Source organism: Propioniciclava sinopodophylli, assembly GCF_004324755.1.
GTDB classification, from domain to species: domain Bacteria; phylum Actinomycetota; class Actinomycetes; order Propionibacteriales; family Propionibacteriaceae; genus Propioniciclava; species Propioniciclava sinopodophylli.
The window spans coordinates 30,254-56,770 of the sequence record NZ_SDMQ01000012.1 but is presented as its reverse complement, the minus strand read 5'-3'; the positions used below and the strand labels follow the sequence as shown (position 1 = coordinate 56,770).

General features: G+C 71.7%; 24 protein-coding genes and 1 pseudogene. 8 read left to right on the top strand and 17 right to left on the bottom strand.

Features of this window, described 5'->3' with window-relative positions:
- Positions 1-7: 7 nt before the first annotated feature.
- Entirely contained in the window at positions 8-1,177 is a 1,170-nt protein-coding gene (locus ET989_RS11715; protein ID WP_131169175.1) for a sensor histidine kinase, read from the bottom strand.
- A 155-nt stretch (positions 1,178-1,332) separates the two neighbouring features.
- On the opposite strand from ET989_RS11715, the gene ET989_RS11710 reads away from it, so the two are divergent.
- Positions 1,333-1,539, top strand: a complete 207-nt coding sequence (locus tag ET989_RS11710; protein ID WP_131169173.1) for a hypothetical protein — start codon at positions 1,333-1,335, stop codon at positions 1,537-1,539.
- 167 nt (positions 1,540-1,706) lie between these two features.
- Here ET989_RS11710 and ET989_RS15835 read toward each other — a convergent pair whose 3' ends face one another.
- The 12 genes and pseudogenes from ET989_RS15835 to arfB all read right to left on the bottom strand — a co-directional run bounded on the left by ET989_RS15835 (position 1,707) and on the right by arfB (position 10,709).
- Positions 1,707-1,838, bottom strand: coding sequence for a hypothetical protein (locus ET989_RS15835; RefSeq protein WP_277751370.1), 132 nt, complete (start codon positions 1,836-1,838; stop codon positions 1,707-1,709).
- 163 nt (positions 1,839-2,001) lie between these two features.
- Positions 2,002-2,514 carry an FBP domain-containing protein gene (locus tag ET989_RS11705; RefSeq protein WP_131169171.1) on the bottom strand — a complete coding sequence of 171 codons (513 nt, stop codon included), beginning with the start codon at positions 2,512-2,514 and terminating at the stop codon, positions 2,002-2,004.
- 101 nt (positions 2,515-2,615) lie between these two features.
- Complete coding sequence (locus ET989_RS11700) at positions 2,616-3,221, bottom strand: TlpA family protein disulfide reductase (RefSeq protein ID WP_131169169.1); 606 nt, start codon at positions 3,219-3,221, stop codon at positions 2,616-2,618.
- Between the two features lie 13 nt (positions 3,222-3,234).
- Positions 3,235-4,161, bottom strand: coding sequence for a cytochrome c biogenesis protein CcsA (gene ccsA, locus ET989_RS11695; protein ID WP_131169166.1), 927 nt, complete (start codon positions 4,159-4,161; stop codon positions 3,235-3,237).
- Between the two features lie 2 nt (positions 4,162-4,163).
- Positions 4,164-5,606: a cytochrome c biogenesis ResB family protein gene (locus tag ET989_RS11690; protein ID WP_131169164.1), complete on the bottom strand. Its 1,443-nt coding sequence runs from the start codon at positions 5,604-5,606 to the stop codon at positions 4,164-4,166.
- Positions 5,607-5,613: 7 nt separating this feature from the next.
- The gene (locus ET989_RS11685; protein WP_131169161.1) at positions 5,614-6,303 is read right to left on the bottom strand and encodes a tetratricopeptide repeat protein; all 690 of its coding nucleotides are present in this window, start codon (positions 6,301-6,303) and stop codon (positions 5,614-5,616) included.
- Between the two features lie 219 nt (positions 6,304-6,522).
- Complete coding sequence (locus ET989_RS11680; RefSeq protein WP_131169159.1) at positions 6,523-7,974, bottom strand: ammonia-forming cytochrome c nitrite reductase subunit c552; 1,452 nt, start codon at positions 7,972-7,974, stop codon at positions 6,523-6,525.
- Positions 7,975-7,979: 5 nt separating this feature from the next.
- A complete protein-coding gene (gene nrfH / locus ET989_RS11675) occupies positions 7,980-8,492 on the bottom strand; it encodes a cytochrome c nitrite reductase small subunit (protein WP_241656328.1) in 513 nt (170 codons plus the stop codon).
- A 142-nt stretch (positions 8,493-8,634) separates the two neighbouring features.
- On the bottom strand, positions 8,635-9,312 hold the full coding sequence (locus tag ET989_RS11670) for a response regulator (protein ID WP_206662331.1): 678 nt from the start codon (positions 9,310-9,312) through the stop codon (positions 8,635-8,637).
- Positions 9,309-9,551, bottom strand: a pseudogene (locus ET989_RS11665) (ATP-binding protein); the annotation flags it as partial. The gene ET989_RS11670 and the pseudogene ET989_RS11665, both read right to left, overlap by 4 nt.
- 21 nt (positions 9,552-9,572) lie before the next feature.
- Positions 9,573-10,211 (bottom strand): sensor histidine kinase, encoded by a 639-nt coding sequence (locus ET989_RS11660; protein WP_131169155.1) that lies wholly within the window; start codon positions 10,209-10,211, stop codon positions 9,573-9,575.
- A gap of 57 nt (positions 10,212-10,268) precedes the next feature.
- Positions 10,269-10,709, bottom strand: a complete 441-nt coding sequence (gene arfB / locus ET989_RS11655; protein ID WP_131169153.1) for an alternative ribosome rescue aminoacyl-tRNA hydrolase ArfB — start codon at positions 10,707-10,709, stop codon at positions 10,269-10,271.
- 46 nt (positions 10,710-10,755) lie between these two features.
- On the opposite strand from arfB, the gene ET989_RS11650 reads away from it, so the two are divergent.
- Complete coding sequence (locus tag ET989_RS11650) at positions 10,756-12,033, top strand: YibE/F family protein (protein ID WP_131169152.1); 1,278 nt, start codon at positions 10,756-10,758, stop codon at positions 12,031-12,033.
- A 28-nt stretch (positions 12,034-12,061) separates the two neighbouring features.
- Here ET989_RS11650 and ET989_RS14995 read toward each other — a convergent pair whose 3' ends face one another.
- Positions 12,062-12,238 (bottom strand): hypothetical protein, encoded by a 177-nt coding sequence (locus ET989_RS14995; protein ID WP_165490154.1) that lies wholly within the window; start codon positions 12,236-12,238, stop codon positions 12,062-12,064.
- 174 nt (positions 12,239-12,412) lie between these two features.
- On the opposite strand from ET989_RS14995, the gene ET989_RS15830 reads away from it, so the two are divergent.
- Positions 12,413-17,944 carry an ATP-binding protein gene (locus ET989_RS15830; RefSeq protein ID WP_131169151.1) on the top strand — a complete coding sequence of 1,844 codons (5,532 nt, stop codon included), beginning with the start codon at positions 12,413-12,415 and terminating at the stop codon, positions 17,942-17,944.
- 132 nt (positions 17,945-18,076) lie between these two features.
- Here ET989_RS15830 and ET989_RS11640 read toward each other — a convergent pair whose 3' ends face one another.
- Positions 18,077-18,676, bottom strand: coding sequence for a CueP family metal-binding protein (locus ET989_RS11640; protein ID WP_131169149.1), 600 nt, complete (start codon positions 18,674-18,676; stop codon positions 18,077-18,079).
- Positions 18,677-18,806: 130 nt separating this feature from the next.
- On the opposite strand from ET989_RS11640, the gene ET989_RS11635 reads away from it, so the two are divergent.
- Both ET989_RS11635 and ET989_RS11630 read left to right on the top strand, forming a co-directional pair.
- Entirely contained in the window at positions 18,807-20,375 is a 1,569-nt protein-coding gene (locus tag ET989_RS11635) for an aspartate:alanine exchanger family transporter (RefSeq protein ID WP_131169147.1), read from the top strand.
- Between the two features lie 87 nt (positions 20,376-20,462).
- The gene (locus tag ET989_RS11630) at positions 20,463-21,635 is read left to right on the top strand and encodes a nucleotide sugar dehydrogenase (protein ID WP_131169146.1); all 1,173 of its coding nucleotides are present in this window, start codon (positions 20,463-20,465) and stop codon (positions 21,633-21,635) included.
- 24 nt (positions 21,636-21,659) lie between these two features.
- Here the strand turns inward: ET989_RS11630 and ET989_RS11625 are convergent, their stop codons facing one another.
- Positions 21,660-22,736, bottom strand: coding sequence for an NADH:flavin oxidoreductase/NADH oxidase (locus ET989_RS11625; RefSeq protein WP_131169143.1), 1,077 nt, complete (start codon positions 22,734-22,736; stop codon positions 21,660-21,662).
- A gap of 80 nt (positions 22,737-22,816) precedes the next feature.
- Between ET989_RS11625 and ET989_RS11620 the strand changes: the two genes are divergently transcribed.
- The 3 genes from ET989_RS11620 to ET989_RS11610 are packed head-to-tail and all read left to right on the top strand — an operon-like array spanning position 22,817 to position 24,767.
- Positions 22,817-23,671 (top strand): hypothetical protein, encoded by an 855-nt coding sequence (locus ET989_RS11620; protein ID WP_131169141.1) that lies wholly within the window; start codon positions 22,817-22,819, stop codon positions 23,669-23,671.
- Positions 23,658-24,020 carry a GntR family transcriptional regulator gene (locus tag ET989_RS11615; protein WP_131169139.1) on the top strand — a complete coding sequence of 121 codons (363 nt, stop codon included), beginning with the start codon at positions 23,658-23,660 and terminating at the stop codon, positions 24,018-24,020. The genes ET989_RS11620 and ET989_RS11615 overlap by 14 nt, the downstream gene beginning before the upstream one ends.
- 12 nt (positions 24,021-24,032) lie before the next feature.
- Positions 24,033-24,767 carry a PIG-L family deacetylase gene (locus ET989_RS11610; protein WP_131169137.1) on the top strand — a complete coding sequence of 245 codons (735 nt, stop codon included), beginning with the start codon at positions 24,033-24,035 and terminating at the stop codon, positions 24,765-24,767.
- 41 nt (positions 24,768-24,808) lie between these two features.
- Here the strand turns inward: ET989_RS11610 and ET989_RS11605 are convergent, their stop codons facing one another.
- Positions 24,809-26,491 carry a DUF885 domain-containing protein gene (locus ET989_RS11605; RefSeq protein WP_131169135.1) on the bottom strand — a complete coding sequence of 561 codons (1,683 nt, stop codon included), beginning with the start codon at positions 26,489-26,491 and terminating at the stop codon, positions 24,809-24,811.
- Between the last annotated feature and the right edge of the window lie 26 nt (positions 26,492-26,517).

Sequence of the window (26,517 nt, the reverse complement as noted above, 5' to 3'; positions counted from 1 at the left end):
GTGTCCATTATCCCCCCAGCGGCAGCTGGGCACGCAGGATCCACGTCCCGGATGCCGCTGTGGCCTCCAGCTCCCCCCCGAGCGCCTCGACGCGCTCCAGCGCGCCGATGATGCCGAGGCCATGCCCGGCCTTGCGCTGATCGCGCCCGGGACGCAGGGGGTTGGTGAAGACCGCCTCGAGCATGTCGTCGTGCACCTCGATGATGAGGCGGCACGGGCCGCGCCCGGCGTGCTTGACCATGTTGGAGGTCGCCTCGACGATGAGCTTGGCGAGCGTCTCCCGCACCGAGCTGGGCAGGGAGTCGAGTGCCTCGGCGTCCGCGCTGACGTCGAGGCGGTAGCCGTGGGCGGCCAGCTCGGCCCGCCGGTCAGCGATGACGTCGCCGACGGCGACCAGGCGCCAGGGTGCGTCCTCCTCGAGGTCGAGTTCGGGGTCGTTGCGGCGCAGGGTCTCCATCATGCCGCGCAGGTCGCGGACCGACCGGCGACCGGTGGAGATGATGAAGTCGAGGTCCTGGGTCAGCTCCGGGTCGTCGGTGGTGCGCAGCTTGATCTGCTCGGCGCGCATGATCATCGTCGTCGTCGCGTACGAGACGGTGTCGTGCAGGTCGCGGGCGATGCTGCGCCGCTGGCTGCGCAGGGACGCCGCGCGCAGGTCAGCCTGGCGTTTGCCCTCCTCCCGCAGGCGGCTGACCGTACGTCCGGTGCCCCACGCGAGGCCGACCAGGATGACCCAGATCACCACCGTCTGGGCGACATCGCTGACGCTGGTGTTCAGCGGGACGGTGCGGACCAGGGCGAGGGCGAAGTAGAGCAGCGCCGCCATGTCGCGCAGGATCGTCCGGCCATGGGCGCCGTTGGAGACGATGGGGATGAAGAGCACGAAGAAGGCGGCGCTGATGCCGGCGGGGGTCAGCGCCATCCAGAGCAGGCAGGCGCCGACGCCCAGCGTGCCCACCCGGGGCCATCGGCCCGTCGCGCCGGCGAAGAAGCAGATCGCGATCTCGATGATGACGTCGAGGGTGCTCCGGACGCGTGTCGGGTCGGAGAAGGCCTCGGTGTAGGCGAAGGCGAACAGGCCGCAGGTGGCCTCGGGGACGCCGCTGGCGCCCAACCGCGCGACCCAACGGGGCATCATGCGCGCCTTGGCGCGCACCGCGGGGGCAGGGTCGGTCATGGCCGCCAGTGTGGCACGGTGGGCGCCCCCGCGAGGCTCGTCAGGTTCCTACTTTCGTGGGGGGATGATCTGCACTTTTTCCCGATTCTCCGGGTGGCGGGGGCGGGCTACCTTGGGGACTGCGCCCGTTCCCCCTGTGGCCAGCGAGGAGTGCCGTGACCGTCCGATCCGATGTGTTGGTCGTCGCCTGCGTGGCGATCGGCCTCATCATCGGGGTGGTCAGCGGCTTCCTGGCCGGCGACGCCCGGACCTTCGGGGGAGCGGGAGCGATGATGGGGCTCGTCGTTGGGTGTTTGTTGACCGTCCTCCCCCCGTGGGCGAAGAGAACATCCCAGGGCCCCGGTCGTTGGCGCGAGCGCTGACGACGAAGAGGGCGGGGCGCCTCGTGCGAGTCGTGGTGGCCCCGCCCTCCCCTTTCCCCCAAGGTTTCCCATTCTTTCCCGTCCGCGCAAACACTGGACGCCCCGGCGAAGGGCCGGGGCGTCAAGCGTGGGGGCAGGTGACGGCGGCAGCCGTTGACCGAGTGTGCTCAGCGCCTGCAGAACATGGGGAACAGGTTGCACAGCCACGGCGGCAGCGAGTCGCCCTGGATGGCGGCGATGGGGATCACGCCGCTGCCGAGCACAGCGACGGCGACGATCGATGCGAGTAGAGACTTCATTGCCTTCTCCTGAACGGGTGCGCGCCTGATAGTCCACTCCGCAGGGTACGTGAGGACGGGGACCCTTGAAATGGGTCGAAGGTATGGCCTAGCTCATCCTTAAGGAGGAGCTAGGCACACGCCCGGGGGTGGTGCGGCGCGGCTCGGTGCCCATGGGCCGAGCCTAGGCCAGTCGCGGCGCGTCGCTGTCGACCACGCGGGCCAGGAAGTCCTCGACGTTTTCGCCCAGCCGGTGGATGCGGGCGTCCTGGTCGAGAGTCTCGGGCATCCGCCCGCCGCCCACCGACCGGCGCAGCCCCCGCAGGTAGAGCGAGCACGCCAGGTCGGCGCAGATGTAGGTGCCGACGGTGTTGTGGTTGAGCCCGGCCTTCCCCGCGCGGCGTGCGACCATCAGCAGGGCGCCCTGACCCGGGTGCTGGGTCCAGCAGAGGTTGCAGAGCGCGCGGCGTCCGTGGGGTCGGTTCTTCGGCAGGCGCAGGATGACCCCGACCACGCCGAACGACGTTTCCGAGACGAGGTAGCCGCGCTCGGGGAGCGCCGGGTCGACCCAGCCGAGGTAGTCCAGCGACTCCCACAGGGTCGCCCCGAACCACCAGGGCGGCTCCAGGCGCTCCAGTTCGGCCTCGGTGGCGTTCACGAAGCTGTCGCGGACCTCCGCCTCGGTCAGCGCTCTCATGGACCTGTTGTACCCCGGCGACGCTCCCCGAGCAGGTAGGGCACACCCGAACCAGGGCAAAGATTCACCATCGCCATCCCAGGAAGACGTCAACCCCGCCACTAGTCCAAGGTGGCAAGGGTGTCCTGGATCTGGTCCGGCCCGACGATGCCGACGCGGGTGGCGCGAATGGTGCCCGCCGAGTCGATGAAGTAGTGCACGGGGATCCCGTTCACCCCCCACGCCGAGGCGAGTGCCCGGTCGGGGTCGGGGACGTGGGCGTAGGTGAGGCCCAGGGCGTCCGCGAACTGGTCGACTGCCGCGGCGTCCTCGCCGAGGTAGACCGCGACGACCTGGACGCCGTGGGTCTGGGCTGCGTGCGCGGCCTGGATGTCCGGCGCCTCGACCCGGCAGGGGGCGCACCACGTGGCGCCGAAGGTGAGCCAGACAGGCCTGCCACGCAACTGGGCCAGCGAGATGGCCTCACCGGCGGTGGTGGTGGCGGTGAAGTCGGTCGCGACCGCGCCGACCACCGGGGTGCTGGCCGCCCCGTCGATGCGGACCGAGGTCACGGCGTCCGACCCCCCGTAGGTGGTGGGGCGGGACAGCCACCAACCTCCGCCGACCACGAGGGCGGTGACGGCGGCGATGGCCAGCAGGGTGCGCAGGCGCGAGCCGGCGGGGCGTTCCTCGACGACGGAAGGGCGTTCGGTGCTGGGGGCGCTCATGGGTGGACTCCGATCACGCGTAGCTGTGCAGGCCGCCGAAGAACAGGTTCCCGAAGAAGGTGAACAGGACGGCGGCGAAGCCCAGCAGCAGCAGTGCGGCGGTCTTCTTCCCACGCCAGTCCCGGACCACGCGGGCGTGCAGGTAGCCGCCGTAGATGAGCCAGGTCACCAGGGCGGAGGTCTCCTTCGGGTCCCAACTCCAGTAGCGGCCCCAGGCGATGTCCGCCCAGATGGCGCCGAGGATGATCATGATCGTGAGCATCGGGAAGGCGATGACGATGGCGCGGTAACCGATCTCCTCGAGCAGGTCCTCGCTCGGCAGGCCGGGGAACTTCAGGTGCGGGCGCAGCAGGTACAGGACGGCGGCACCGGCCGACACCCCAGCCGCACCGTAGGCGATGACGGCGGTGATCACGTGCGCGGTCAGCAGCAGGTGGTTCTGCAGGGCGGGCATCAGCCCGGACGCCTCCGAGCCGACGGTGCTGGCGTAGCCGAGCATCGCCAGCGGGAGGGGCAGCACCATCAGCGACAGGGCGCGGACGCCGTAGCGACGCTCGAAGAAGACGTAGGCCGCGGTGATGCCCCACGCGAAGGAGCACGCGAACTCGTACTGGTTGGCGAACGGGGCGTGCCCGGTGTGGATCGACCGGATCACCAGCGCCACGGTGATGGCCAGCAGGGCCAGTTCGACCGAGCGGTCGGCCGCCCACGCCACGCCACGCTTGCTCGTACGGACGGCGGTGACCGGACCGTCGTCGTCCAACGCCGCGGGGCTGAGCGGTGAGACGGGGTGGGACCCCCCGCGCCCGACCGCGACGGGCCTGACCGCCGTGGCCGCCGGGGCCCGGCGCCTGGTCGCGACCACGACGACGTTGACGAGCAGGGCGAGGGCCAGCAGGCCCGTCGCCAGGGCGAGCAGGGTGCGGGAGAGGTCAAGCATGGCTACTTCTTCCTGGTGTCGGTGTCACCGAGGCCGGCGACGAAGCTGTGGACCTGGCGGGCGAAGATCGAGTCGTGCCGGTCGGGGGAGGCGAGGGTCACCCGGGTTCCCTGGGGGATCGCCTCCAGGCGGACCCAGAGGCGCTGGTGGCGCAGGAACATCGTCCAGCAGGTGCCGATGGCCAGCAGCGCACAGCCCGTCCAGACGATGGGGCCGCCCGGGTCACGGCTGAGCATCAGGCCCGTGTACTGGCGTTCGCGCTCGAAGGTCCACGTGAGGTCGACGCCGTCGACCGGCTCACCCGGGGTCATGACCGTGGTGAACACCGGGGTGTCGGTCCCTCCGCGATACACCTCGACCTGCGCCTTGCCCGCGGGGATGTCGGGCACCACCTGGCCGGACGCCGGGGTGATGAGGTAGACGAGCAGGTCGGTGTCGGGCACCTCGACCTTGCCGTAGGCGTACCGGCCCTCGAGCTGGTACTGCAGCGGCAGCGCCTCGTCGAGGACGACGGCACCCGCGGCGTCCGTCACGCGGAGGTCGGCGGCGATGCCGAAGCTGGCCTGGTGGAGCGACCATCCTCCCCAGCGGAGCGGGGCGTTGACGCGGACGACCTGCTCGGCGACCTGCTGGCCGTCGGCGTACAGCACGAGGTCGCTGACGTAGTCGGACGGGCTGCCGTCGGGGTTGTAGGAGTCGGTGAACGAGCGGGCCTCGATCGACAGGTCGGTGCCGCGGCCCACCTCGATGCGGCTGCCCACCGGAACCGACAGGTCATCGGCGCGGAACCCGAAGGTGGTGGTGACGAACACCCCGGCCAGGATCACCACGAAGGCCACGTGGGCCACCACGGTGCCGAAGGGCGCGAACCGGTTGCGGTCGGCGTACAACGGCGTGCCGTCGGCGTCCGCGATCGTCCGGAAGTGCAGCTTGTGCAGGTCGGCCTTCAGGAGCGCCGCAGTGGGGGCCGCGTCGGCGCGGACCACCGTGGTGGCCCGCACGCGGGCGTGGTCGAAGAAGCGGTCGCGAACGCTCACGTGCGGGGCCATCGCCTGGGCCCACAGCTGGGGCAGCCGGTGCGTCGTGCAGGCGATGATGCTGAGCGCCAGGAGGATCGTCACGACCTTGAAGCCGATCGACCCGAACACCCCGAAGACGCCGAGGGCGGTCAGGATGTCGGTCCAGCCGCGGTAGCGGGGGCGCATGGTGTCCAGCCACGCGTCGCGCACGGCTGGGTCGGCCAGTGTCTCCCCCGGCGCCTGGGGGAACAGGACCCCGACCAGGGTGAACACGGCCATCGCCAGGATCAGCAGCAGGCCGAACCGCTTGTTGTGGAACAGGGCGTACAACCGCCGCAGCAGCTCCACCACGCTGAGGTCGTGCGCGTCCGGGTGGTCCGGGGTCGCCGGCGGGGTGGGGGTGTCGGGGCGGGTCTCGATGCTCATCGTGGCCTCACTGGTCGGGCGTCGGGGACGGGGAGGGTGCGGCACCGCCGGGCAGGACGGTGTCGAGCCGGTCCAGGTGCTGCGTCACGGTCTCGGCCATGGATGTGCCGGGCGCGATCTCGACGACCTTGCGCCACGCCGCCTCGGCCTTCTCGTCGGACGGGGGGTCGAGGCTCAGGTAGAGGAAGCCGAGGTTGTACCACGGCCCCGGATCATCCGGGGCGAGCTCGGTGGCGGCGAGCCACTGCTCCTCGGCCTCGGGGTAGCGACCCTCGTTGTAGAGCGCCACGCCGTAGACCAGCCGGTCATCAAGGCTGGTGGGGTCGGCGTCCACCTTCGCCTTCAGCGCCGACCACTGCTCGGCGGTGAGCGGCGTCGGGGTGGCGGCCGCAGCGGGGGCGTTGGTCGGGGGATGGTCCGACGGGAGTCGGGCGGCCGGGTCGTCCCCGAGTGACCACACGCCCCACACGATGCCCAGGCCGAGCAGGACGCCCAGGGCGGCGAACAGCCACGGCTTGCGGCGGGGGGTCACGGTGGCCGGGACGGCCGGCGCGGCGGCGGTGTCGGCGGTGTCGGCGGTGTCGGCGGTGTCGGTGTCGGTGTCGGGGGGTGTGGACCCGGTGGCCTCGACGGGGTCGTCGGACCAGACCGACACGTCCACGTACGTGCCGTCGTCGCCGGTGCGGGCGGGCGTCATCGCAAGCTCCTTGTGGGGGACCGGGTGATAGTCCGACCCACGGTCCACAGTCTGTCTCCTACGGGCCGTCGTAGACCATCCTCCCCCGGGTAGGTAGAGGGCACATCCGACCGCGAACGGCTGTATCCCCCGGCACATGGATGTGCAGGGGGACACAGCGGGAAGCGAAACGGGGATGGGGTCACCCTCCCCATCCCCGTCCGCGCCGAACCAAGGGGCTCAGGCCTCCTTGCTCGGGGCCAGCGGCACCGGGAACGTCCCGTCGGGGACGGACTCGGCCGGTCCAGCGGGCGCGTAGGTCACGCCGCGGAGCGCCATCTGGCCGCGCCGCGAGGCGTCCGTCACGTCGTTGAGGAGCCGGTTGGTGTAGGCCGGGGCGTGGAAGCCGCGGCTGTTCTCCGACACCACGTAGTCCAGGAAGAACTGCGCCTTGCGCTGGAAGCCGTAGGCGGCCTCGATGCGGTCGGTCGCCGTCCCGTCGTTCTTCGCCGCCTCGATGTCGTAGATCAGGGCGGTGAGGGCGTCGAACGCGACGTTCTTCGTCTGCTCGTACGTGTCGTGGATGCCGGCGACGCGGTCACGCATGGCCTGCTCGGTGGTGCTGTGGCACGTGAGGCAGGAGGCGTTGATGGTCTCGTCGCTGCGCATGGGGCTGGCGATCTGGTGGTTCGACACCTTGGCGGCACCCTCGCGCTGGTACGGCATGTGGCAGTCGGCGCAGGTCACGCCGGACTTCGCGTGGACGCCCTGGCTGAACGTCTCGAAGTCGGGGTGCTGGGCCTTGACGACCGGGGCGCCGGTCAGCTTGTGGGTGAAGTCGCTGAAGCCGACCTCGTCGTAGTAGGCGAGCGCGTCGTCGGCGGTGAGGCCCTTGTCCCACGGGAAGGTGAGGGTCTTCTCGTCGCCCTTGAAGTAGTACTCGACGTGGCACTGGGCGCACACGAAGTTCCGCATCTCCTGCGGGGTGGCCATCGTGTTGACGTCGTAGTTGGCGACGCCCTGGCCGGCCTTGTACTCCTTGATGCCCTCCTCGAAGGCGGGGCGGGTGACGCGGAGCTTCATCGTCTGCGGGTCGTGGCAGTCGATGCAGCCGACCGGGTGCTTGGCGAACTCGGTGGCCTCGGCGTACGGCATCTTGTTCATGGCCGCCCAGCCGGCGTCCTTGTCTCCGTTTCCGAGCGTGTCGACGACCTCGGGCAGCGAGGTGTGGCAGTTGAGGCAGGCGCCGGGCTGCTTGAACGGGTCCTGGACGCGCTTGACCAGCCGCTGGTCCTCGAGCATGTAGGCGTGGCCGCGCGGCTCGTTGTACTCGACCGCGAAGGCGTAGCCCTGCCACATGGTGACCAGGCGCGGGTCGTGGGCCAGCTTGCTCTTGGCCTTGACCGTGCGCGGGTCGGTGGCGGTGGGCGTCTGCGCCACCTGCTCGTCGGCCGGCATCTCGGAGGTCAGCCGCCAACCCTCGTACTGCAGCGGGAAGTTCTGGCCCCACACCGCCGGGTCGTAGGTCGTCTCGCTGAGCTCGGCGATGCGGAAGTACGGGTTCTCACCCTCCGCCCGCCGCTCGAAGACGCTCATCAGCATCGAGGCGATGCCGACGGTGACCAGGGCCCCTGCGACGAGGAACACCCCGGCCATCAGGAACCGGCGGTCCTTCTTCTTCTCGGTTTGCATATCGATCACCTCATGTGTCCGACTTCGGCGTGGCATTGGAGACAGTCGATCCGGGTGCTGTGGGCACCGACGGTCGTGGCGAACTTGCGCGGCTCGGAGATGTCGTCGACCAGGTTGCCGTGGCAGTAGAGGCAGGCCTCCTGGGTGATCTCGCGGTTTATCTCGCGGATCTTGATGTTCTCGGGGTAGTCGCGGGTGGTGAACTTCAGCGCGTGCCAGAAGCCGTTGTCGGCCTTGTTCACGTACTTGTGGATGATGTTGTCGTGCGGGGAGTGGCAGTCGTTGCACGTGGCGGCGTTCTTGTGGCTGCCCTTGAGCCAGCCGTTGTACTGCTCGTTCATCGCGTGGCACTGGTTGCAGGTGGCCGGATCGGAGCCCAGGTAGGCCCAGCCCCCGGCGTAGCCGAACGTGAAGATGGCGATGCCCAACAAGACACCGAGCAGCGCACCGGCGATCGTGATGGCGATGCCGCTGAAGCTGGTGAGGACGCCCATGATGCCCTTGCGCTGGCCGGTCACGGAGCCTCCCTTCCTGCGCGCACGACAGTCGTCTGCTGTCTGCTGCCAGCTTGTCCTCGATCGTGGAGGTTGCCCATCCGCCGGGAGGTACATTCCGGGCACAGCCACCGCCAGAGGGTGTGCCGTTCGGCCGTGCCGGCCCTCAGGCGCGGGGACGGCCCAGGCCCTGGCGGACTATGTAGGCCGCGGCCTGGATGCGGTTGTCCATCCCGAGCTTGGCCAGCGCATGGTGGACGTGGTTCTTCACCGTGCCCTGGGTGATGCAGAGCGCGGAGCCGATCTCCTTGTTGGACAACCCGTCCGCGACCAGGCGCAGCACCTCCAACTCACGCGCCGACAGGGCGTCCTCCTCGGTCGCCGGCACGGCCACCCGCCGGCCGTTCTCCCGGACGGCGGCCATGAGCCGTCCGACCAGCGCGGGGGAGAGGGGGGACTCGTCGCGGACAGCGGCCCGAACCATCGCGTAGAGCTCCTCTGGGTGCAAGTCCTTCAGCAGGTAGCCGTGCGCGCCGAGCCGGATGGCCGACAGGAGGGTCTCGTCGTCATCGAGCACGGTCAGCATGATGATGCGGGCGCCGGGCGTCACCTCGCGGAGGCGCGCCGCGGCGGCGATGCCGTCCATCACCGGCATCTCGACGTCGAGCAGGATGACGTCCGGGTCGAGGGCCTGCGCCATCTCGACGGCCTCGACCCCGTTGCCGGCCTGGCCCACCACCTGCATGTCCTCCTGCTCGTCCAGGAGCGTGGCGATCGCCCGGCGGAAGAGGGCGAGGTCGTCGGCGAGCAGTATGCGGGCCGGGCGTCCGAGGGGGAGGCTCACGCCGTCAGCTCCTCGACCCGGCTGCGGGCGGGCGCCGTCCGGGGCAGGTGGACGGTCACGCGCGTGCCCTCGCCGGGCCGGGACTCCAGGCAGAGGCGTCCGCGCACGGATTCCGTCCGCTCACGCATGGTGGTCAGGCCGAAGCCGTCACCGCCGGTGGCCCGGGCCACGTCGAAGCCCTGCCCGTCGTCGGCGATGACGAAGTCGACGGACGCGTCGTCCGCCCTGACGAGCACGCGGGCCGAACGCGCGCCCGCGTGCTAGCGGATGTTGGTGAGCGCCTCCTGGATCACGCGGATCACCTGCACCTCGGCGTTGGGGGGCAGGGCCAGCTCCCGTTCCGTGCACGCCTCCAGGGTGGTCGGAACCCCGCTGGTGCGGGAGAAGACACGGATGTAGTCCTCGAGGTGGTCGAGGAGGGAGCGGTCGGACCGCTGGGCGTCCTTCAGCCCATGGATCGCTTCCCGGACGTCGCGGTGTGCCTCGCGGCACAGGTCGGCGAGGTCTGCCACGTCCGCCCGGGTGCGCTCGTCGGCGGCGACGGATGGTCGCGCCTCCACGGCCCGGAGGCGGAGGTGGGCGACCCCCAGCACCTGGGCGAGGCTGTCGTGCAGTTCGCGGGCGATGCGGTCGCGCTCCAGCAGGGCGGCCGACAGCCGCTCGGCCTCGAGCGCCGCGTCATGGGCCCGGCCCAGGGACCTGAACATGGTCCACCCGAAGACGGCCGCGCTGAGGATCAGCACTGCGCTGAGCACCAGGTGGGCGCGTTCGCTGTCGAAACCCGCGGTGAGCGCCGGATGGAGGCACACCAGACCGGAGACGAAGAAGGGGGGCGCGGCGAGCCCGATCAGGCGCAGCCGGCCGAGGCGCGTGCCTTGCGGTGAGGCGTCGTTGACCACGGGTGTCCTCCTGTGGGTGATTCAGGACGACTTGCTCCGACATACAGTAGTAGACAATCAGTCCTCGTGGGAACGCCTGAGCGCCTTCTTCTCCGCCTGGTGCCGTTTGGCGGCCAGGCGGCGCGCCACACTGCCCCGGGTGGGGCGGGTGCGCCGGCGGGCCGGCGGTGGCGGGGCGAGGGCGTGGCGCAACGCGTCCGCCAGGCGCTCGCGCGCTGCGCGGCGGTTCAGGAACTGCGAACGCTGGTCGGCGGCGTCCACGGTGAGGGTCGTGCCGACGAGGCGTCCGGCCAGGTTGTTCAGCAGCCGGGCGCGCTGCACGTCGGTGAACGCCGTGCACGCCGCGATGTCGAGGCTCAGCTGGACGCGGGAGTCCGTGGTGTTGACCCCCTGCCCGCCGGGGCCGGACGCCCGGGCGAACCGCTCCTCCAGCTCGCCGGCCGGGATCGTCAGCCCACCCGCGACGCCCGGCCCGGGTGCGATCACCAACTCGGCCATGAACACACTCTAGGGCGGCCCGGGACGGTCCTGACAGACTGAGCCCATGGGAGCAGGACACAGCCACGGGGCGCCTCCGGACATCAGGATCTCGCGCCTCGCCCGTATCGCCAGCACGGTGTTGCTGGCCGTCGTCGCGGTCGTCACCGTCATCGGCGTCGTGGTGCTCTGGCCGGGCGAGCGCCAGGAGTTGAGCCAGCCTGCGCCCGGCGGGACGTCGTCCGTGGCTCCGATCGAGTCGGGCCGGGTGACAGGCCTCGTGGTGTGCCCCGGGGCCGAAGAGGCCTCGGAGGAGAGCGGGTCGATCCAGCACGCCTGCCAGGAGGCCACGGTCCTGCTCTCCAGCGGGCCGATGTCCGGGCAGTCGGTCGTGGTCGAGCTCATCGGCGTGTCCGCCCTGTCGGGGCTCTCGGTGGGCGACACGGTCCGGGTCTCGGACGTCGGCGGGGCGGAGGGCCGCTCCTGGGCGCTGGTCGTCATCGACCGTCTGGTGCCGCTGGCCTGGTTCACGCTGGCGTTCGTGGCGGTGGTCATCGCGGTCGCCGGCTGGAAGGGCGTGCGCGGCCTGGCCGGGCTCGTCGTGTCGGGCGCCATCTTCTTCGGGTTCATGCTGCCCGCGCTCGCCACCGGACGCCCGCCGGTCGCGGTTGCGCTCGTGGGCGGCGCGGCGATCATGTTCGCCGTCCTCTACCTCGCGCACGGCATCTCCATGCGCACGACGTCGGCGTTCGTCGGCACCTTGGTCAGCCTGCTCGCGACCGCGGGGCTCGGAGCGGTCGGCGTCTGGTCCGCCCGCCTGAGCGGCCTGTCGACCGACGAGAACATCGCGCTGGCCGGGCAGTCGGAGGGGCTGTCCTTCACCGCCCTGCTGACCTGCTCGCTGGTGATCGCCGGCCTCGGCGTCCTGAACGACACCACGATCACCCAGTCGTCCGCGGTCTGGGAACTGCGCGCCGCGGGACCCAACCTCAGCCGTTGGGAGCTGTTCGCCTCCGGCATGCGCATCGGACGCGACCACATCGCCTCCACGATCTACACGATCGTGTTCGCCTATGCCGGCGCCGCCCTGTCGACGCTCGTGCTGCTGGCCATGTTCCGCCAGCCACTCGGCCTGTTGCTGTCCACCGAGCCGTTCGCCGAGGAGATCGTGCGCACCCTCGGCAGCGGCATCGGCCTCGTGCTGAGCGTGCCCCTGACGACCGCGGTCGCCGCGCTGACCGTGGCGGGCGCGTCCGTGTCCCAGCGCGACCCGGACCACGACCACGTCCAGGAGCACAGGCACGACCAAGCGCCCGAGCACCGCCCGCGCCGCGCGATGCCGTGAGCGTCCTCGCCACCCTCAGCCCGGCAGGTCACCCGGCCGTGACGTCGGGCTCGGCGGGCTCGGTGCGCTCGTCGAGTTCGATCCACTCCGAATCGCAGCCGGGGCAGCGGTAGACGGGGGCACCCTCGACGCGTCGGTCGGTCGTCAGGGTGCCGCAGGCGTCCTCGCAGGGATGCGTGACGAGGTAGCGGGCGCGTGGTGCCATGGCGTCCATCTTGGAGGATCCCCACAAATTTCCAAGGCTGTGGTTGGTCGCGCCGCGGTTGAATTGTGCAACTTCCCTGACAACCCGCCCCGCCGGTTCGCACCCGTCCCGAACTGGTGGGAGATTCGGAGCATCCCCCGACCGGGGAGCGTTCGTCGTGCCAGAGGAGATCCCGTGTTCAAGCGCATCGCCATCGTCAACCGGGGAGAGGCCGCCATGCGGCTGATCCACGCGGTCCGCGAGATGAACGCGGAGCGGCGGTCGGCCGAGCCGATCACGACGATCGCGCTGTACACCGACGGCGAACGCTCGGCGATGTTCGCCCGCGAGGCTGACGAGGCTTACCCGCTGGGGGCGGCGTCCGAGCGCCCGTACCTCAATCACGACCTGCTCGCGCAGGTGCTCACGGACGCCCGCGCGGACGCCGTGTGGGTCGGCTGGGGCTTCGTCGCCGAGGACGCCTCCTTCGCCGACCGGATGGACGAGCTCGGCATCACCTTCATCGGCCCGAGCGGCGACGCCATGCGCAGGCTCGGCGACAAGATCGGCTCGAAGCTGCTCGCCGAGGAGGCGGGCGTCCCGGTCGCCCCGTGGTCGGGCGGCGGCGTGGACACCCTGGACGACGCGTTGGCCGCGGCCCAGCGCATCGGCTACCCCCTGATGCTCAAGGCGACCGCCGGCGGCGGCGGCCGGGGCATCCGCATGGTCGAGTCGGACGAGGACCTGCGCGACGCCTTCCAGCGCACCTCCGACGAGGCCCTCCGCGCCTTCGGCTCCGGCGTGCTGTTCCTGGAGAAGCTCGTCACCGGCGCCCGCCACGTGGAGGTGCAGCTCATCTCCGACGGCGAGACGGCCTGGGCCCTCGGCGTCCGCGACTGCACGGTGCAGCGCCGCAACCAGAAGATCATCGAGGAGTCGCGCTCGCCCCTGCTCACGCCCGGCCAGGTCGCCACGGTCGCCCGCAGCGCCGAGCGGCTCGCCCGCATGGTCGGCTATCGCGGCGCCGCCACGGTCGAGTTCCTCTACCAGCCGCAGCGGCACGAGTTCGCCTTCCTCGAGGTGAACACGCGCCTGCAGGTCGAGCACCCGATCACCGAGGTCGCCACCGGCTTCGACCTGGTCAAGGCCCAGATCCGCATCGCGACCGGCGAGAAGTTGCCCTCCGTGCGGCCCACCGAGGAGGGCCACGCGATCGAGGCACGCCTCAACGCCGAGGATCCGGACCGCGACTTCGCCCCCGCCCCCGGCCGCATCACCCGCCTCGACCTGCCGGCCGGCCCCGGCATCCGCGTCGACACCGGGTTCTCCGAGGGCGACACGATCCCGGCCGACTTCGACTCGATGGTGGCCAAGATCATCGCCCACGGACGCCGCCGCTCCGTCGCGCTCGCCCGCCTGCGGCGCGCGCTGGCCGACACCACCGTCGTCATCGAGGGCGGCGCCACGAACAAGAGCTTCATCCTGGAGCTGCTGGAGCAGACCGAGGTCATCGGCCCGGACGCCGGCGAGGAGCAGGACCTCTGGTCACCCGAGCCCGAGGCGCACGGCCACGCCGACCCCGCCACCACCGGATGGGCCGACACGGGTTGGATCGACCGCACCCGCGCCGAGGGAGGCCTCGTGGCGGACGCCCACGCCGGGGTCGCGCTCGTCGCCGCCGCCATCGAGGCCTACGAGGAGACCACCCGGATCGAGACCGAGCGCCTCCTGGAGACGTCCCGCGGCGGACGCCCGCAGACCCAGCACGCCTCCGGCGTCACGGTCGACCTCAAGCTGCGCGGCGTCGTGCACACCGTCACCGCCTACGCCACCGCACCCCACCGCTACCGCGTGGTCGTCGGCGGCCAGTCGTGCGAGGCCGAGATCCACCGGCTGGACGACGTCCACGCCCGCCTCGTCGTCAACGGCGTCCGTCACCGGATGGTGACCGCCACCCACGGCCCGGTGCACCTCGTCGAGGTCAACGACGTCATGCACCGCATCAGCCGCGACGAGGGCGGCGTGCTCCGCTCGCCGGCGCCCGCGCTGGTCGTGGCCACGCCGGTCGCCGTGGGCGACGAGGTCGAGGCCGGTGCGCCGGTCGTCGTCCTGGAGTCCATGAAGATGGAGACCGTGATCGGCGCCCCGTTCGCGGCGCGGGTCAAGGAGTTGCACGTCATGACCGGCTCGCAGGTCGAGTCGATGGCTCCGCTGGTCCGCCTCGAGGCCATCGGCGACGGCGACGAGGACGCCTCTGCCGAGCCCGCGGCGTCCGTCGACCTGCCGCCGCGCCCCGGCAACGGCGACCCGGCGGCCCGCGCCGCCCGCCTGCGCGCCGACCTGTCGGCCACCCTGATGGGCTACGACGTCGACCCGGGCGCCCAGACGCTCAAGCAGTACCTCGCCGCCCGCGACGAGGTGCTGGCCGAGGGCGGCGACGTCCTCACGGGCGAGATCGAGCTGATCGCGCTGTTCGCCGACCTCGCCCAGCTGAGCCGCAACCGGCCCAACGGCGAGCAGCAGAACACCGAACTGCGTGTGCACTCCGACCGCGAGCACCTGCACCGTTACCTGACCACGCTGGACGCCGAGCGCGCCGGCCTGCCGCAGACCTTCGTGGAGCGCCTGGGCAAGGCGCTCGGCCACTACGGCGTCGAGTCCCTCGACCGGACGCCGGAGCTCGCCGACGGCGTCTTCCGCATCTTCCTCGCCCAGAAGCGGGTCGCGCAGGACGTGCCCATCGTCTTGGGCATCCTCGACCGCTGGATCAACGAGCCCGCCCCCGACGCCGAGCGAGCCGCGCCCGCCCGCGCCCACCTGGAGCGCCTGGTTCGCGCCACCCAGCTGCGCTTCCCGGCCATCGGCGACATGGCCCGTTCGGTGCGTTTCCGCTGGTTCGACCAGCCATTGGTGGACGCCGAGCGCGCCTCGGTGCTGTCCGGTGTGGCCGCCGAGGTCGAAGCGCTGGCGTCCGACCCACGCCCGGCCGACTATGACGAGCGCATCGAGCGGCTGGCCGCCATCCCGGAGTGGACGGTCAACAACCTGGCCCGCCGTCTGGGCCAGGGCGTGCACGAGCACGAGCCGATGCTCGAGGTGCTGCTGCGCAAGTACTACGGGGACTACCACCTCGACGGCGTCCAGCGCTTCGCGGTGGAGGGGCGCGCGGTGGTCACGGCCGACTACCGGCTGGAGTCGCGCCCGACCCGCTTCGTCGCGACGATCGGCACCGCCGACGAGATGGCCCCCGATGGGCCGCTGGCCCGCGTGGTCGCCGGCGAACTCGGGCGTCGGCGTCCGGGCGACGACGCGGTGGTCGAGCTGTACGTCCTGTTCGGTGAGCGCCCCGACCCCGAGCAGCTCGGCGACTTGCTCTCGGCGTGGAGCTGGGACGACGGCGTCCGCCGGGTCGCGGTGGGCGTGTGCGGCGCCGACGGCGAGGTCGAGTACCACAGCTACCGGTTCGCCGGCGACGTCCTGCTGGAGGACGAGCGCATCCGCGGCCTGCACCCGATGGCCGGCCGCCAGCTCGACCTGTGGCGCCTGCGCGCGTTCCACGTGACGCGCATCCCCGCCCCCGAGGACGTGCTGCTGTTCGAGTGCGTCGCGCGCACCAACCCCGGCGACAAGCGACTCGTGGCGATGGCGCAGGTGCGCCAGCTCGCCGCGGTCCGGGACGCCGAGGGTCGCCTGCTGGGCCTGCCGCACGCCGAGCGCGCCGTCGAGAACTGCCTGGAGGCGATCCGCCGCACCCGCGCCGCGCGCGGCTCGGCCGGCTCCAAGCTCGACCTCAACCACGTGTGGGTGCACGTCTGGCCGGAGATCGACCTCGACATCGCCGACATCACTGCGCTGCGTCACAAAATCACCCCGTTGTCGGACGGCGCTGGCATCGAGGAGGTGCTGTGCCAGGGCCGGTTCGTCCGCGAGGGGCAGGGCACCGTGCCGGTCGCGATCCGGTTCCACGCCGCGCCGGGCGCTGGCGTGCTGGCCTCGGTCACCGAGCCGCCCACCGAGGCGCTGCAGCCGTTGGACGACTACGCCTCCAAGGTCCTGCGCGCCCGCCGTCGCGGGCTCGTCTACCCGTACGAGCTGTCGGCCGCGCTGGCCGGGCGGGGCGGCACGCTGGTCGAACTCGACCTCGATGAGTCGGGCGCGCTGGTGGAGGTGGCCCGCGAGCCCGGGCGGAACTCCGCCGGCATCATCGTGGCCCGCGTGACCACCCCCACCGACCTGCACCCCGAGGGCGTGACCCGCATCGTGCTCTCCGGCGACCCGACCAAGGGCCTGGGCGCGGTGGCCGAGCCCGAGTGCGCGCGCATCATCGCGGCCATCGACCTGGCCGACGAGATGGGCGTCCCGCTGGAGTGGTTCGCCCTGTCGTCCGGCGCGCGGATCTCGATGGAGTCCGGCACCGAGAACATGGACTGGGTCGGCGCCGCGCTGCGCCGCATCGTCGAATTCACGCAGGCCGGCGGCGAGATCAACATCGTGGTGGCCGGCATCAACGTGGGCGCCCAGCCGTACTGGAACGCCGAGGCGACGATGCTGATGCACACCAAGGGCATCCTCATCATGACGCCGGACTCGGCGATGGTGCTCACCGGCAAGCAATCGCTCGACTTCTCCGGCGGCGTCTCGGCCGAGGACAACTTCGGCATCGGCGGCTACGACCGCGTCATGGGCCCCAACGGCCAGGCGCAGTACTGGGCGCCGAACCTTGGTGCGGCCATGAAGCTGCTGCTGCAGCACTACGACGCGACCTTCGTCGCCGACGGCGAAGCCGGCCCGCGTCGGGTCTCCACGGCCGACCCGGTCGACCGCGACGTGTCGAGCTACCCGCACGCCGGCGACGGGTTCGCCACGGTGGGGGAGATCTTCTCCGCCACCCACAACCCGGACCGGAAGAAGCCGTTCGACATCCGCAGCGTCATCGCCGCGGTGTGCGACCAGGACGCCGAGCGGATCGAGCGCTGGGCGGGCATGGCGGACGCCGAGACCGCCGTCGTGATGGACGCCCGGGTCGGCGGGCACTCGGTCTGCGTGGTCGGCATCGAATCCAAGGCCATCGCGCGGGCGGGCTTCCCGCCCACCGACGGCCCGGACACGTTCACCTCCGGCACCCTCTTCCCGCGCTCGAGCAAGAAGGTGGCGCGCGCCATCAACGCGGCGTCCGGCAACCGGCCGCTGGTCGTGCTGGCGAACCTGTCGGGCTTCGACGGCTCACCGGAGTCGATGCGCAACCTCCAGCTGGAGTACGGCGCCGAGATCGGTCGGGCCATCGTGAACTTCGACGGCCCCATCGTGTTCGTCGTCATCTCCCGCTACCACGGCGGCGCGTTCGTGGTGTTCTCCAAGCAGCTCAACGAGAACCTGACGGTGCTCGCGCTGGAGGGCTCCTACGCGTCGGTGCTGGGCGGCGCGCCCGCCGCAGCGGTCGTGTTCGCCGGTGACGTCGACAAGCGCACCGCGTCGGACGCCCGCGTGGCCGACCTCGAGGCGCAGGTGCGCGACGCAGCCCCGGAGGAGAAGGCGGCCCTGCAGCTCGCCCTGGCCGACGTGAAGGCGGCCGTGCGCGCGGAGAAGATCTCCGAGGTCGCGGCCGAGTTCGACGGCGTGCACAGCATCCACCGGGCGGTCGAGGTCGGGTCGGTCGACCGGGTGATCACCACGGCGCAGCTGCGCCCGGCGATCATCGAGACGATCGAGGCACACAAGGCTCGGTAGGGCGCCCCGAACACCAGCAGGGGGATGTGGCCCATCGCCCAGTCCCCGGCGTCCGGGTTGCGTTCGCGCCAGACGCTCCACGCGCGAGGGGCTCCGCCCCCGGTCGGAGGTGGAGCCCCTCGGTGGTCTCGATCAGGCGACCTGCAGCGTGGTCAGGCAGGTGGCGTCCTCGGGACCGGTTGCGAACGGCACCGTGCCGGTCTTGCCGTCGGCGGTCACGGTCACCTCCCCGGTGATGTCCTTGGGCAGCCAGAAGCCGACGAAGCCGTTGGCGTAGGTGGTGGCGTCCTCGTCGACCAGCACGGTGCCGGCGGAGTCGACGATTGTCACGTGCACGTCGGCCGACTGCATCTCGCCCAGGCACGTCGCGAGGGAGTGGTAGAAGCACTGGTGCGTCTGCGAGGCGTACGGGGCGATCGACAGGTAGAACCGGTCGCCCTCGATCGGCACCTTGGTCTCGTTCGTGCCGTCGCCGACCAGCACGTGGTCGTAGCGCACCGACGCGCGCAGCGGCAGCGGGCGGGCGTCGGGGGCCTGATCGAGCTCGTCGACGATCTGCTTGCCGGTCTTGCCGGCCAGACCGACGGCGACCAGCACGTCACCCGTCTGCCCCACAGCGGGGCCGGACGCCGCGGGTGCGGGCGGGTTGCCTGCCGGAGCAGGGGTTGGGGCCGAGCAGCCGGACAGGGCTACCAGCACGGCGAACGACAAGGCGACAAGGGACTTCTTCACGGGTGCTCCTCGGGGATGCGGCTACGACACTTTGTAGTGTACATACGGGTGGGGGGTATCAGAAAAGGCGACAGGAGATCAACAAGGCATACTGTCGTCCCGCGGGGCGCTGGGCTCCACGGAGGTCGCCATGGAACTACTCGTCAGCTCGCCGCTGCTGGCCATCATGCTCGTGGTCGCGGTCGGTGCCGCGGTCGGAATGATCCCGTTCGGACCGATCCGCTTCGGTGCTGCGGGCGCACTGTTCGTCGGCCTCGCCATCGGCGCGCTGGTCCCCGAGGCGGGCGTGGGGCTCGGGCTCGTGCAGCAACTCGGCCTCGGGCTGTTCGTCTACATGGTCGGACTCGCAGCGGGTGAAACCTTTTTCGCCGACCTCCGCCGCCAGTTGCCCCTGATGATGCTCGGGCTCGGCACGGCCGCGCTTGCCTTCGTGGTCGCGGTTCTGGTCGGGCTCGGTCTCGGACTCGACGCCGGCTTCATCACCGGCACCTTCGCCGGCGCACTCACGTCCACGCCCGCCCTGGCGGCGGCCACCGCGGCCACCGGCTCGCCGAACGCTGCGGTGGGCTACTCGATCGGCTACCCGCTGGGCGTCGTCCTGGCGATCGTGGCGGTCGGTCTCGTCGTCGGACGCCGCTGGCCCGACGCCCGTGACCCCCGCAGCGCTGCCGCCGAGGGGCTCGTCGCCACCAGCACCTACGTCGAACGGGACGCCGCCCTGCGCGAGGTGCCCGGCTGGGCCGACGAGACCATCAAGATGAGCTACCTGGTTCGCGACGGTCGCACCCGCGTCCTCGCGCCCGGCGAGCACCTGCAGCCCGACGACCGCGTGCTCGTCGTCGGTGCGCCGGCCGCGGTCGAGGCGGCGGTCGCCTTCCTCGGGCACGCGTCCAAGGGCGAGCTCACCGACGACCGCCAGGCCGTGGACTTCCGCCGCTTCGTCGTCTCCAACCCCTCCGTCGCCGGCCGTTCCGTCGCCCAGCTGAACCTGCCCGGCCGTTTCGGCGGCGTCATCACCCGCGTCCTGCGCGGGGACGCCGACCTCCTCGCCCGCGACGACCTCGTCCTCCAGCCCGGCGACCGCGTGCTCGCGGTCGTCCCACGCTCCGAGATGGACGCGGTCGCCCGCCACCTGGGCGACTCCGAACGCAAGGTCTCCGAAGTGGACGCGCTGGCGCTCGGGCTCGGACTGTCGCTCGGCTTGCTGGTCGGTGCGATCACGGTGCCCCTGGGTGGGGGAGCCACATTCTCGTTGGGTGCTGCGGCCGGACCGCTGGTCGTGGGCATGGTGCTCGGGGCGCTGCACCGAACCGGGCCCCTCACCTGGGACGTGCCGCTGCCCGCGAACCTGACCATCCGCCAGCTGGGCCTGCTGCTGTTCCTCGCTGCGGTCGGGCTGGCGTCCGGGCCCGCCTTCGCGTCGTCGGCGTTGACGGCGACCGGCCTCCGCGCCGGTGCCCTCGGCGTGGCCGTCGTCGCGGTCAGCGCCCTGGCGTTCGCGGTCGGCGGACGCCTGCTGGGGCTCTCGGCGCCGCGCACGGCCGGCGGCCTCGTCGGGTTCGTCGGCCAGCCCGCGGTGCTGAGCTTCGCCACCGCGCGCGTCGACGACGACCGGATCGAGTCCGGCTACGCCGCGCTGTTCGCGGTGGGCATCATCGCGAAGATCCTGCTCGTGCAGGTCTTCGGGGGCCTGCTGTAAGGTCGAAGCCCACCCGTGCTTCACTGGTGATGCGGGCCTCATGAACGTTCCTCGGCTTGCTCACCCCGGAGTCCTAATGTGGACACCATGGAACGCACCCGCATCACCGTCGTCGGGCTCGGCTACGTCGGCATGGCCTCGGCCGTGCTGCTCGCCCAGCGCCACGACGTCGTCGCCCTCGAGATCGACCCCGAACGCGCCGCGCTGGTCAACGCCGGCCGCTCCCCGATCGAGGACGCCGACATCAGCGCCTTCCTGGAGCGCGGCGGGCTGTCGCTGCGCGCCACCACGGACCCGGCCGAGGCCTTCGAGGGCGCCGAGTTCATCATCATCGCAACGCCCACCAACTACGACACCGAGCTCGACTCCTTCGACACGACCTCGGTCGAGTCGGTCGTCGAGGCGTCCGCCGTCAACCCCGACGCCGTGGTGGTCATCAAGTCGACGGTCCCGGTGGGCTACACCATCGGGCTGCGCCAACAGCACTCGGGCCGCCGCATCCTGTTCTCCCCGGAGTTCCTCCGTGAGGGCAGCGCCCTGCACGACAACCTCCACCCGAGCCGCATCATCGTGGCCGACCCGGGGCCGGACGCCGAGCGCTTCGCGTCCCTGCTCGTCGAGGGGTCCCTCGACCCCGACGTGCCCGTGCTGTTCACCGGGGCGTCCGAGGCCGAGGCCATCAAGCTGTTCAGCAACACCTACCTCGCGCTGCGCGTCGCCTACTTCAACGAGCTCGACACCTACGCGCTGCAGCACGGGCTCGACACCCGCCAGATCGTCGAGGGCGTCGGCCACGACCCCCGCATCGGCACCCACTACAACAATCCGTCGTTCGGCTACGGCGGCTACTGCCTGCCCAAGGACACCCAGCAACTGCTGGCCAACTACCGCTTCGTGCCGCAGAACCTGATCCGAGCGGTGGTCGACTCGAACTCGACCCGCAAGGACTTCATCGCCTTCGACATCATCAAGCGCCAGCCGAAGGTCGTCGGCATCCACCGCCTGGCAATGAAGGCCGGCTCGGACAACTTCCGCGAGTCCTCCATCCAGGGGATCATGAAGCGGATCAAGGCCAAGGGCATCACCGTCGTGCTCTACGAGCCGCTGCTGGAGGAGGACGAGTTCTTCCGCTCCGAGGTGGTCAAGGACCTCGAGGAGTTCAAGTCCCGCTGCGACCTGATCGTCGCCAACCGCATGCACCCCGAGCTCGCCGACGTCGTCGACAAGGTCTACACCCGCGACCTCTACGGCAACGACTGACCGCTCCGTCGCGGCGGGGCGGGTTCAACGCTGGTAGTGGCTCCGCCAGCGCGCGGGCGCGTAGGGCGCATCCTCGGGCCGGACGCCGAGGGCGTGTGCCGCGCGCAAGGGCCAGTTGGGCTCCCGCATCGCCGCCCGGCCGAGCAGGACGGCGTCCGCGCGCCCGTTCGCCACGATCGCCTCGGCGTGGGTCGGGTCGGTGATGAGGCCCACCGCCGCCGTCGGCATTCCTGTCTCGTGCCGGATGCGCTGCGCGAAGTCGACCTGGTAACCGGGGCCGGCCGCGATGGGCGCCGGGGCGACACCCCCCGAGGACACGTCGACCAGGTCAACGCCCAGCTCGCGCAGCTCGGCGCCCAGCCGCACGGAGTCCTCGATCGACCAGCCGCCGTCCACCCAGTCGGTGGCCGACAGCCGCACGAGCACGGGCTTGCCCTGCGGGAACGCGGCGCGCACTTCCTCCGCCACGGTGCGGACGAGCCGGGTGCGGCCGGCGTGGTCGCCACCCCAGGCGTCCGAGCGGGTGTTCGACAGGGGCGAGTAGAACTGGTGCAGCAGGTAGCCGTGCGCGGCGTGCACCTCGACGGCATCGAAGCCCGCGGCGTCCGCTCGTCGGGCCGCCTGCACGAACGCGTCGACAACCATCTCGATCCCCGCCTCGGTGAGGCCGTCGGCGGCGTCCTCGTCGACCACGCCCACCGGACGCCACCCGCCCTCCTCGGGCGGCAGGACGCGGTCGGGGTACCCCGGCCACCAGCGGTTCGTGCTGGCCTTGCGCCCGGCGTGGCCGAGCTGGACAGCCATCGCCGCGCCCTGGGAGTGGGCGAAGTCCACGATCGACGACCACGCGGCCGCCTGCTCGTCGTTCCACAGGCCGGTGTCGAACGGGGTGATGCGGCCCTCCGGGGTGACCCCGGTCGCCTCCGCGATGACGAGCCCGAAGCCGCCGATGGCGAAGCTGCCATAGTGCACCGTGTGCCACGCGCCCGGGACGCCGTCCTGGGCGTCCACCGCGTACTGGCACATGGGCGGCACCCAGGCGCGGTTGCGCACGGTCAGGTCGCGCAGGGTGAGGGCCTGGAAGAGGGCTGGCGGGGTCACCGGCCCAGTCTAGGTGCCGCCCTCTTGCGTCGAGAGATTGTATTGCTACAATCTGGACGAAGTGTGACACAGGAGGCGGCATGGACATCCTGGCCCTCGTCTTCACCCTGGCCATGGGCGTGATCGCGGTCGCGGTCATCAACTCCCCTGCGCTCGCCAGCGCCGACCTGCGCCGCGAGCGGTACGCCCGGCACGGCATCCTGCGCCCCGGCCACGCCCCGGACGCCGACGCCCCACAGGGCTTCGTCCAGCGCGAGACCCGGGCCGAGCGCCTCGCCCTGAGCGGCAGCGCGGTGCTCGTGGCCGCGGCCGCGGCGGCCCTCGTCGTGGTCGGCCTGCCGGACTTCCAGGCCCTGCCCTTCCTGCTGCTCTGCGCCGCGCTGGTCGGGCGCTCGGTCGTGCTTGCGTTCCTGGCCGCCCGCGAGGCCGCGACCCAAGGGACGCCGGGACCACGCGTCTCCCACGGGCGGATCCGCGGGGTCGCCTCGCGCGTCCCCGCGCGGGCGTGGGCGCTGGTGACGGTCGCCCAGGTCGCCTTCCTCGCCCTCTACGTGCCGCAGTCGGGCGCACTGCGCCCTGAGCTCCAGGGCTGGGTGGTGGGCGTGGCCGTCCTCAGCCTACTGGTGACCGCCGGCGGCTGGGCGGGTGCCTGGTGGCTGGCCCGGAGCCCGCAGCTCGCCTCCGACGCGAACGAGCTGGCGTGGTCCGACGCCGCCCGCGCGGCCCAGCTCACCTCGTTGCTGGGCGCCGGCCCCCAGCTGGCGCTCGGCGTCATGGTCAGCGCCTTCGTTCCCGGGGACGGGCCGGCCCGCGACTCGGTCGGCTCGCTCCCGCTGCTGGCGTGGGCCTACCTCGGCCTCACGATCCTCGTCGCGGTGCTGACCGCCGCGCGCCGTGGACGCAACAGGGCGAAGGCCGAGCATGCTCGTCGTTGACCCGTCGCTCCCGACGCCGCCGTATGAACAGATCAAGAACCAGATCGTCGACCAGCGCGCCTCGGGCGAGCTGGCCGCGAACCACCGCCTCCCGCCCGTGCGGCACCTCGCTGTGGAGCTGGGGGTGGCGCCGAACACGGTGGCCCGCGCATACCGCGACCTCGAGGCGTCCGGCATCATCGAGACCCGCGGACGCCTCGGCTCCTTCGTCGTCGGTACCGACGCGTCCGCCCGGGCGGAGGCCGCCGTGGCGGCGCGTGACTACCTGGGCCGCATCCGCGCGCTCGGCCTGACCGAGGCCGACGCCCTGCTCGTGCTGCGCGAGGCCCTCGGCCCGACGCCGTCCTAAGGTGGGCGCGTGATGGCTGATCCGCTCCTCGACCTGCGCACCGTGCTGTTCGTGCACGCCCACCCCGATGACGAAACGCTCGCCACGGGCGGGCTGATCGCCGAACTCGCGGCCCGGGGCGTCCGCGTCGCGGTCCTGACCGCCACGCGCGGCGAGCAGGGCGAGGTGGTCGAGGGGCCGCTGTCCGCGCTGGCCGGGACGCCCGAGCTCACCGCCCACCGCGAGGACGAGGTGGCCGCCGCGTGCGCCGTGCTCGGGGTGCGCGAGCACGCGTTCCTGGGTGAGCCGCCCGCCCGCGCCGGGGCCGAACCGCGGCGCTACACCGACTCGGGTATGCGGTGGCTCGACGAGACCGAGACGGTCGCCGGTCCGGGCGACCAGGCCGGGCCGGACTCGCTGACGAGCGCGTCGCCGGACGAGGTCGCGGCCGACATCGCCGCGTACGCCCGCGCGATCGCGGCCGAGGGGATCGTCAGCTACGACGCGCACGGCGGCTACGGGCACCCGGACCACGTGGCCCTCCACGCGCCGAGCCGGGCGGCGGCGTCCCTGCTGGAACTGCCGTTCTGGGAGGTGGCCTCCGAGGTCGACCCCGCCGATGCTCTCGACACCCCGCAGCACCTCGCGCTGCTGCAGGAGGCGCTCGGACACTACGCCAGCCAGCTCACCGTCGACGGCTCCGACGTCGTCCACGTGGGTGGACAGCGCCAGCCGATCCAGACCCGCTTCACCGTCCGGAGGCCGTGACGCTCGCTCTGTCGGCCGAGGCGGTCCTGCTCCTCGGCTGATCAGCCGACCAGCGCACCCCGCAGCACGTCAAGGGGCAGCGAACCGAGGTTGAGGGCCTTGGAGTGGAAGTCCTTGAGGGAGAACTCCTCGCCCCGCGCCTGGGCCGCGGCCGCGGCGTCCGCCCGGATCTGCTCCCAGATGCGCTGGCCCACCTTGTAGCTGGGCGCCTGGCCGGGCCAGCCCATGTACCGGTTGAGCTCGAAGCGCAGGGAGCCCTCCTCCATGTTCACGTTGTCGACGAGCAGTTTCCAGGCCTTGTCGTAGTCCCAGGTGCCGCCGCCGTAGCGGTCGAAGGCGGGCTTGCCGAGGTGGACGCCGAGGTCGAGCACGACGCGGGTGGCGCGCAGGCGCTGCGCGTCGAGCATGCCGAACCGGTCACCGGCGTCGTCGAGGAAGCCGAACTCCTCCATGAGGCGCTCGGAGTACAGCGCCCAGCCCTCACCGTGGCTCGACAGCCAGCAGATCTGGCGGCGCCACCAGTTCAGCTCGGCGGCGTTGTACACCGCCTGGCCGATCTGCAGGTGATGGCCGGGGACACCCTCGTGGTAGACCGTGGTCTTCTCGCGCCAGGTGTTGAACGATGTCACGCCCGGCGGGACGCTCCACCACATGCGGCCGGGCCGGCTGAAGTCGTCGGTGGGGCCGGTGTAGTAGATGCCGCCGGACTGCGTCGGGGCGATCATCGCTTCGACGGCGCGCAGCGGCTCGGGGATGTCGAAGTGCACCCCGTTCAGGGCTGCGACGGCCTCGTCGGCGGTGGCCTGCATCCAGGCCTTGAGTGCGTCTGTGCCGTGGAGGGTGCGGGCCGGGTCCTCGTCGAGGGCGCGCACGGCGGCGGCGACGGTCGCGCCCGGGCCGGCGATCTCCCGGGCGAGGGACTCCTGCTCGGCGGTGATCCGGGCGAGTTCCTCGACCCCCCACTCGTAGGTCTCGTCGAGGTCGATGGTGGCGCCGACGAACAGGCGGGACATGCGCTGGTACAGGTCGCGCCCGGCGGCGTCGTCGGGACGCGCGGCCGGCGCGAGCTCGTCGCGCAGGAAGGCGGCGAGGCGCCCGTAGCCCTCGCGCGCGCTGGCAGCGCCGCGGCTGAGTTCGCCGGCGAGCGCCTCGCTCGGGGCCGCGCCGTCGGGCTGGGCGCCGTCGGCGAGGGAGGTGAAGAAGGAGCGCTCGGCGTCGGCGAGAGCCGTGGTCTCGGCGATGGCGAGCTCCACCTGGCGGATCGCGGGGGTGTTGCCCGCGGCGATACCGGCGCGCAGGGTCTCGATGTAGCCGTCGATCGAGCCCTGGAGGGCGCCCATGCGGCCGGCGATGTTCGCCCAGTGCTCGGCGGTGGCCGACGGCATCAGGTCGAAGATGTCGCGCAGGGTCTGCACCGGGGAGGCCAGGTTGTTCAGGTCCCGGAGGTGGTCGCCCGCCTCGTAGGACTCCAGCTCCAGGCCGAGGCGGTCGCGCATGGCGGCCGCGGTCACCTCGTCGGTGGCGTCCAACGGGGTGGCGGCGTCGAGCTTGGCCAGGGTGGCGCGGTTGAGCTCGGCCGACGCGGCGTGGCCCGCGAGGGAGAGGTCGGCGGACAGGTGGTCGCGTCCGGGCACGCCGAGGCTGGTGGCGAGCAGGGGGTTCTGGTCCACCAGGGCGCGGGTGTGGTCCTCCGCGATGGCGTCGATGGGGGTCGCTTCTCTCACGGGGCGAAACTACCGTCCCACTGGGT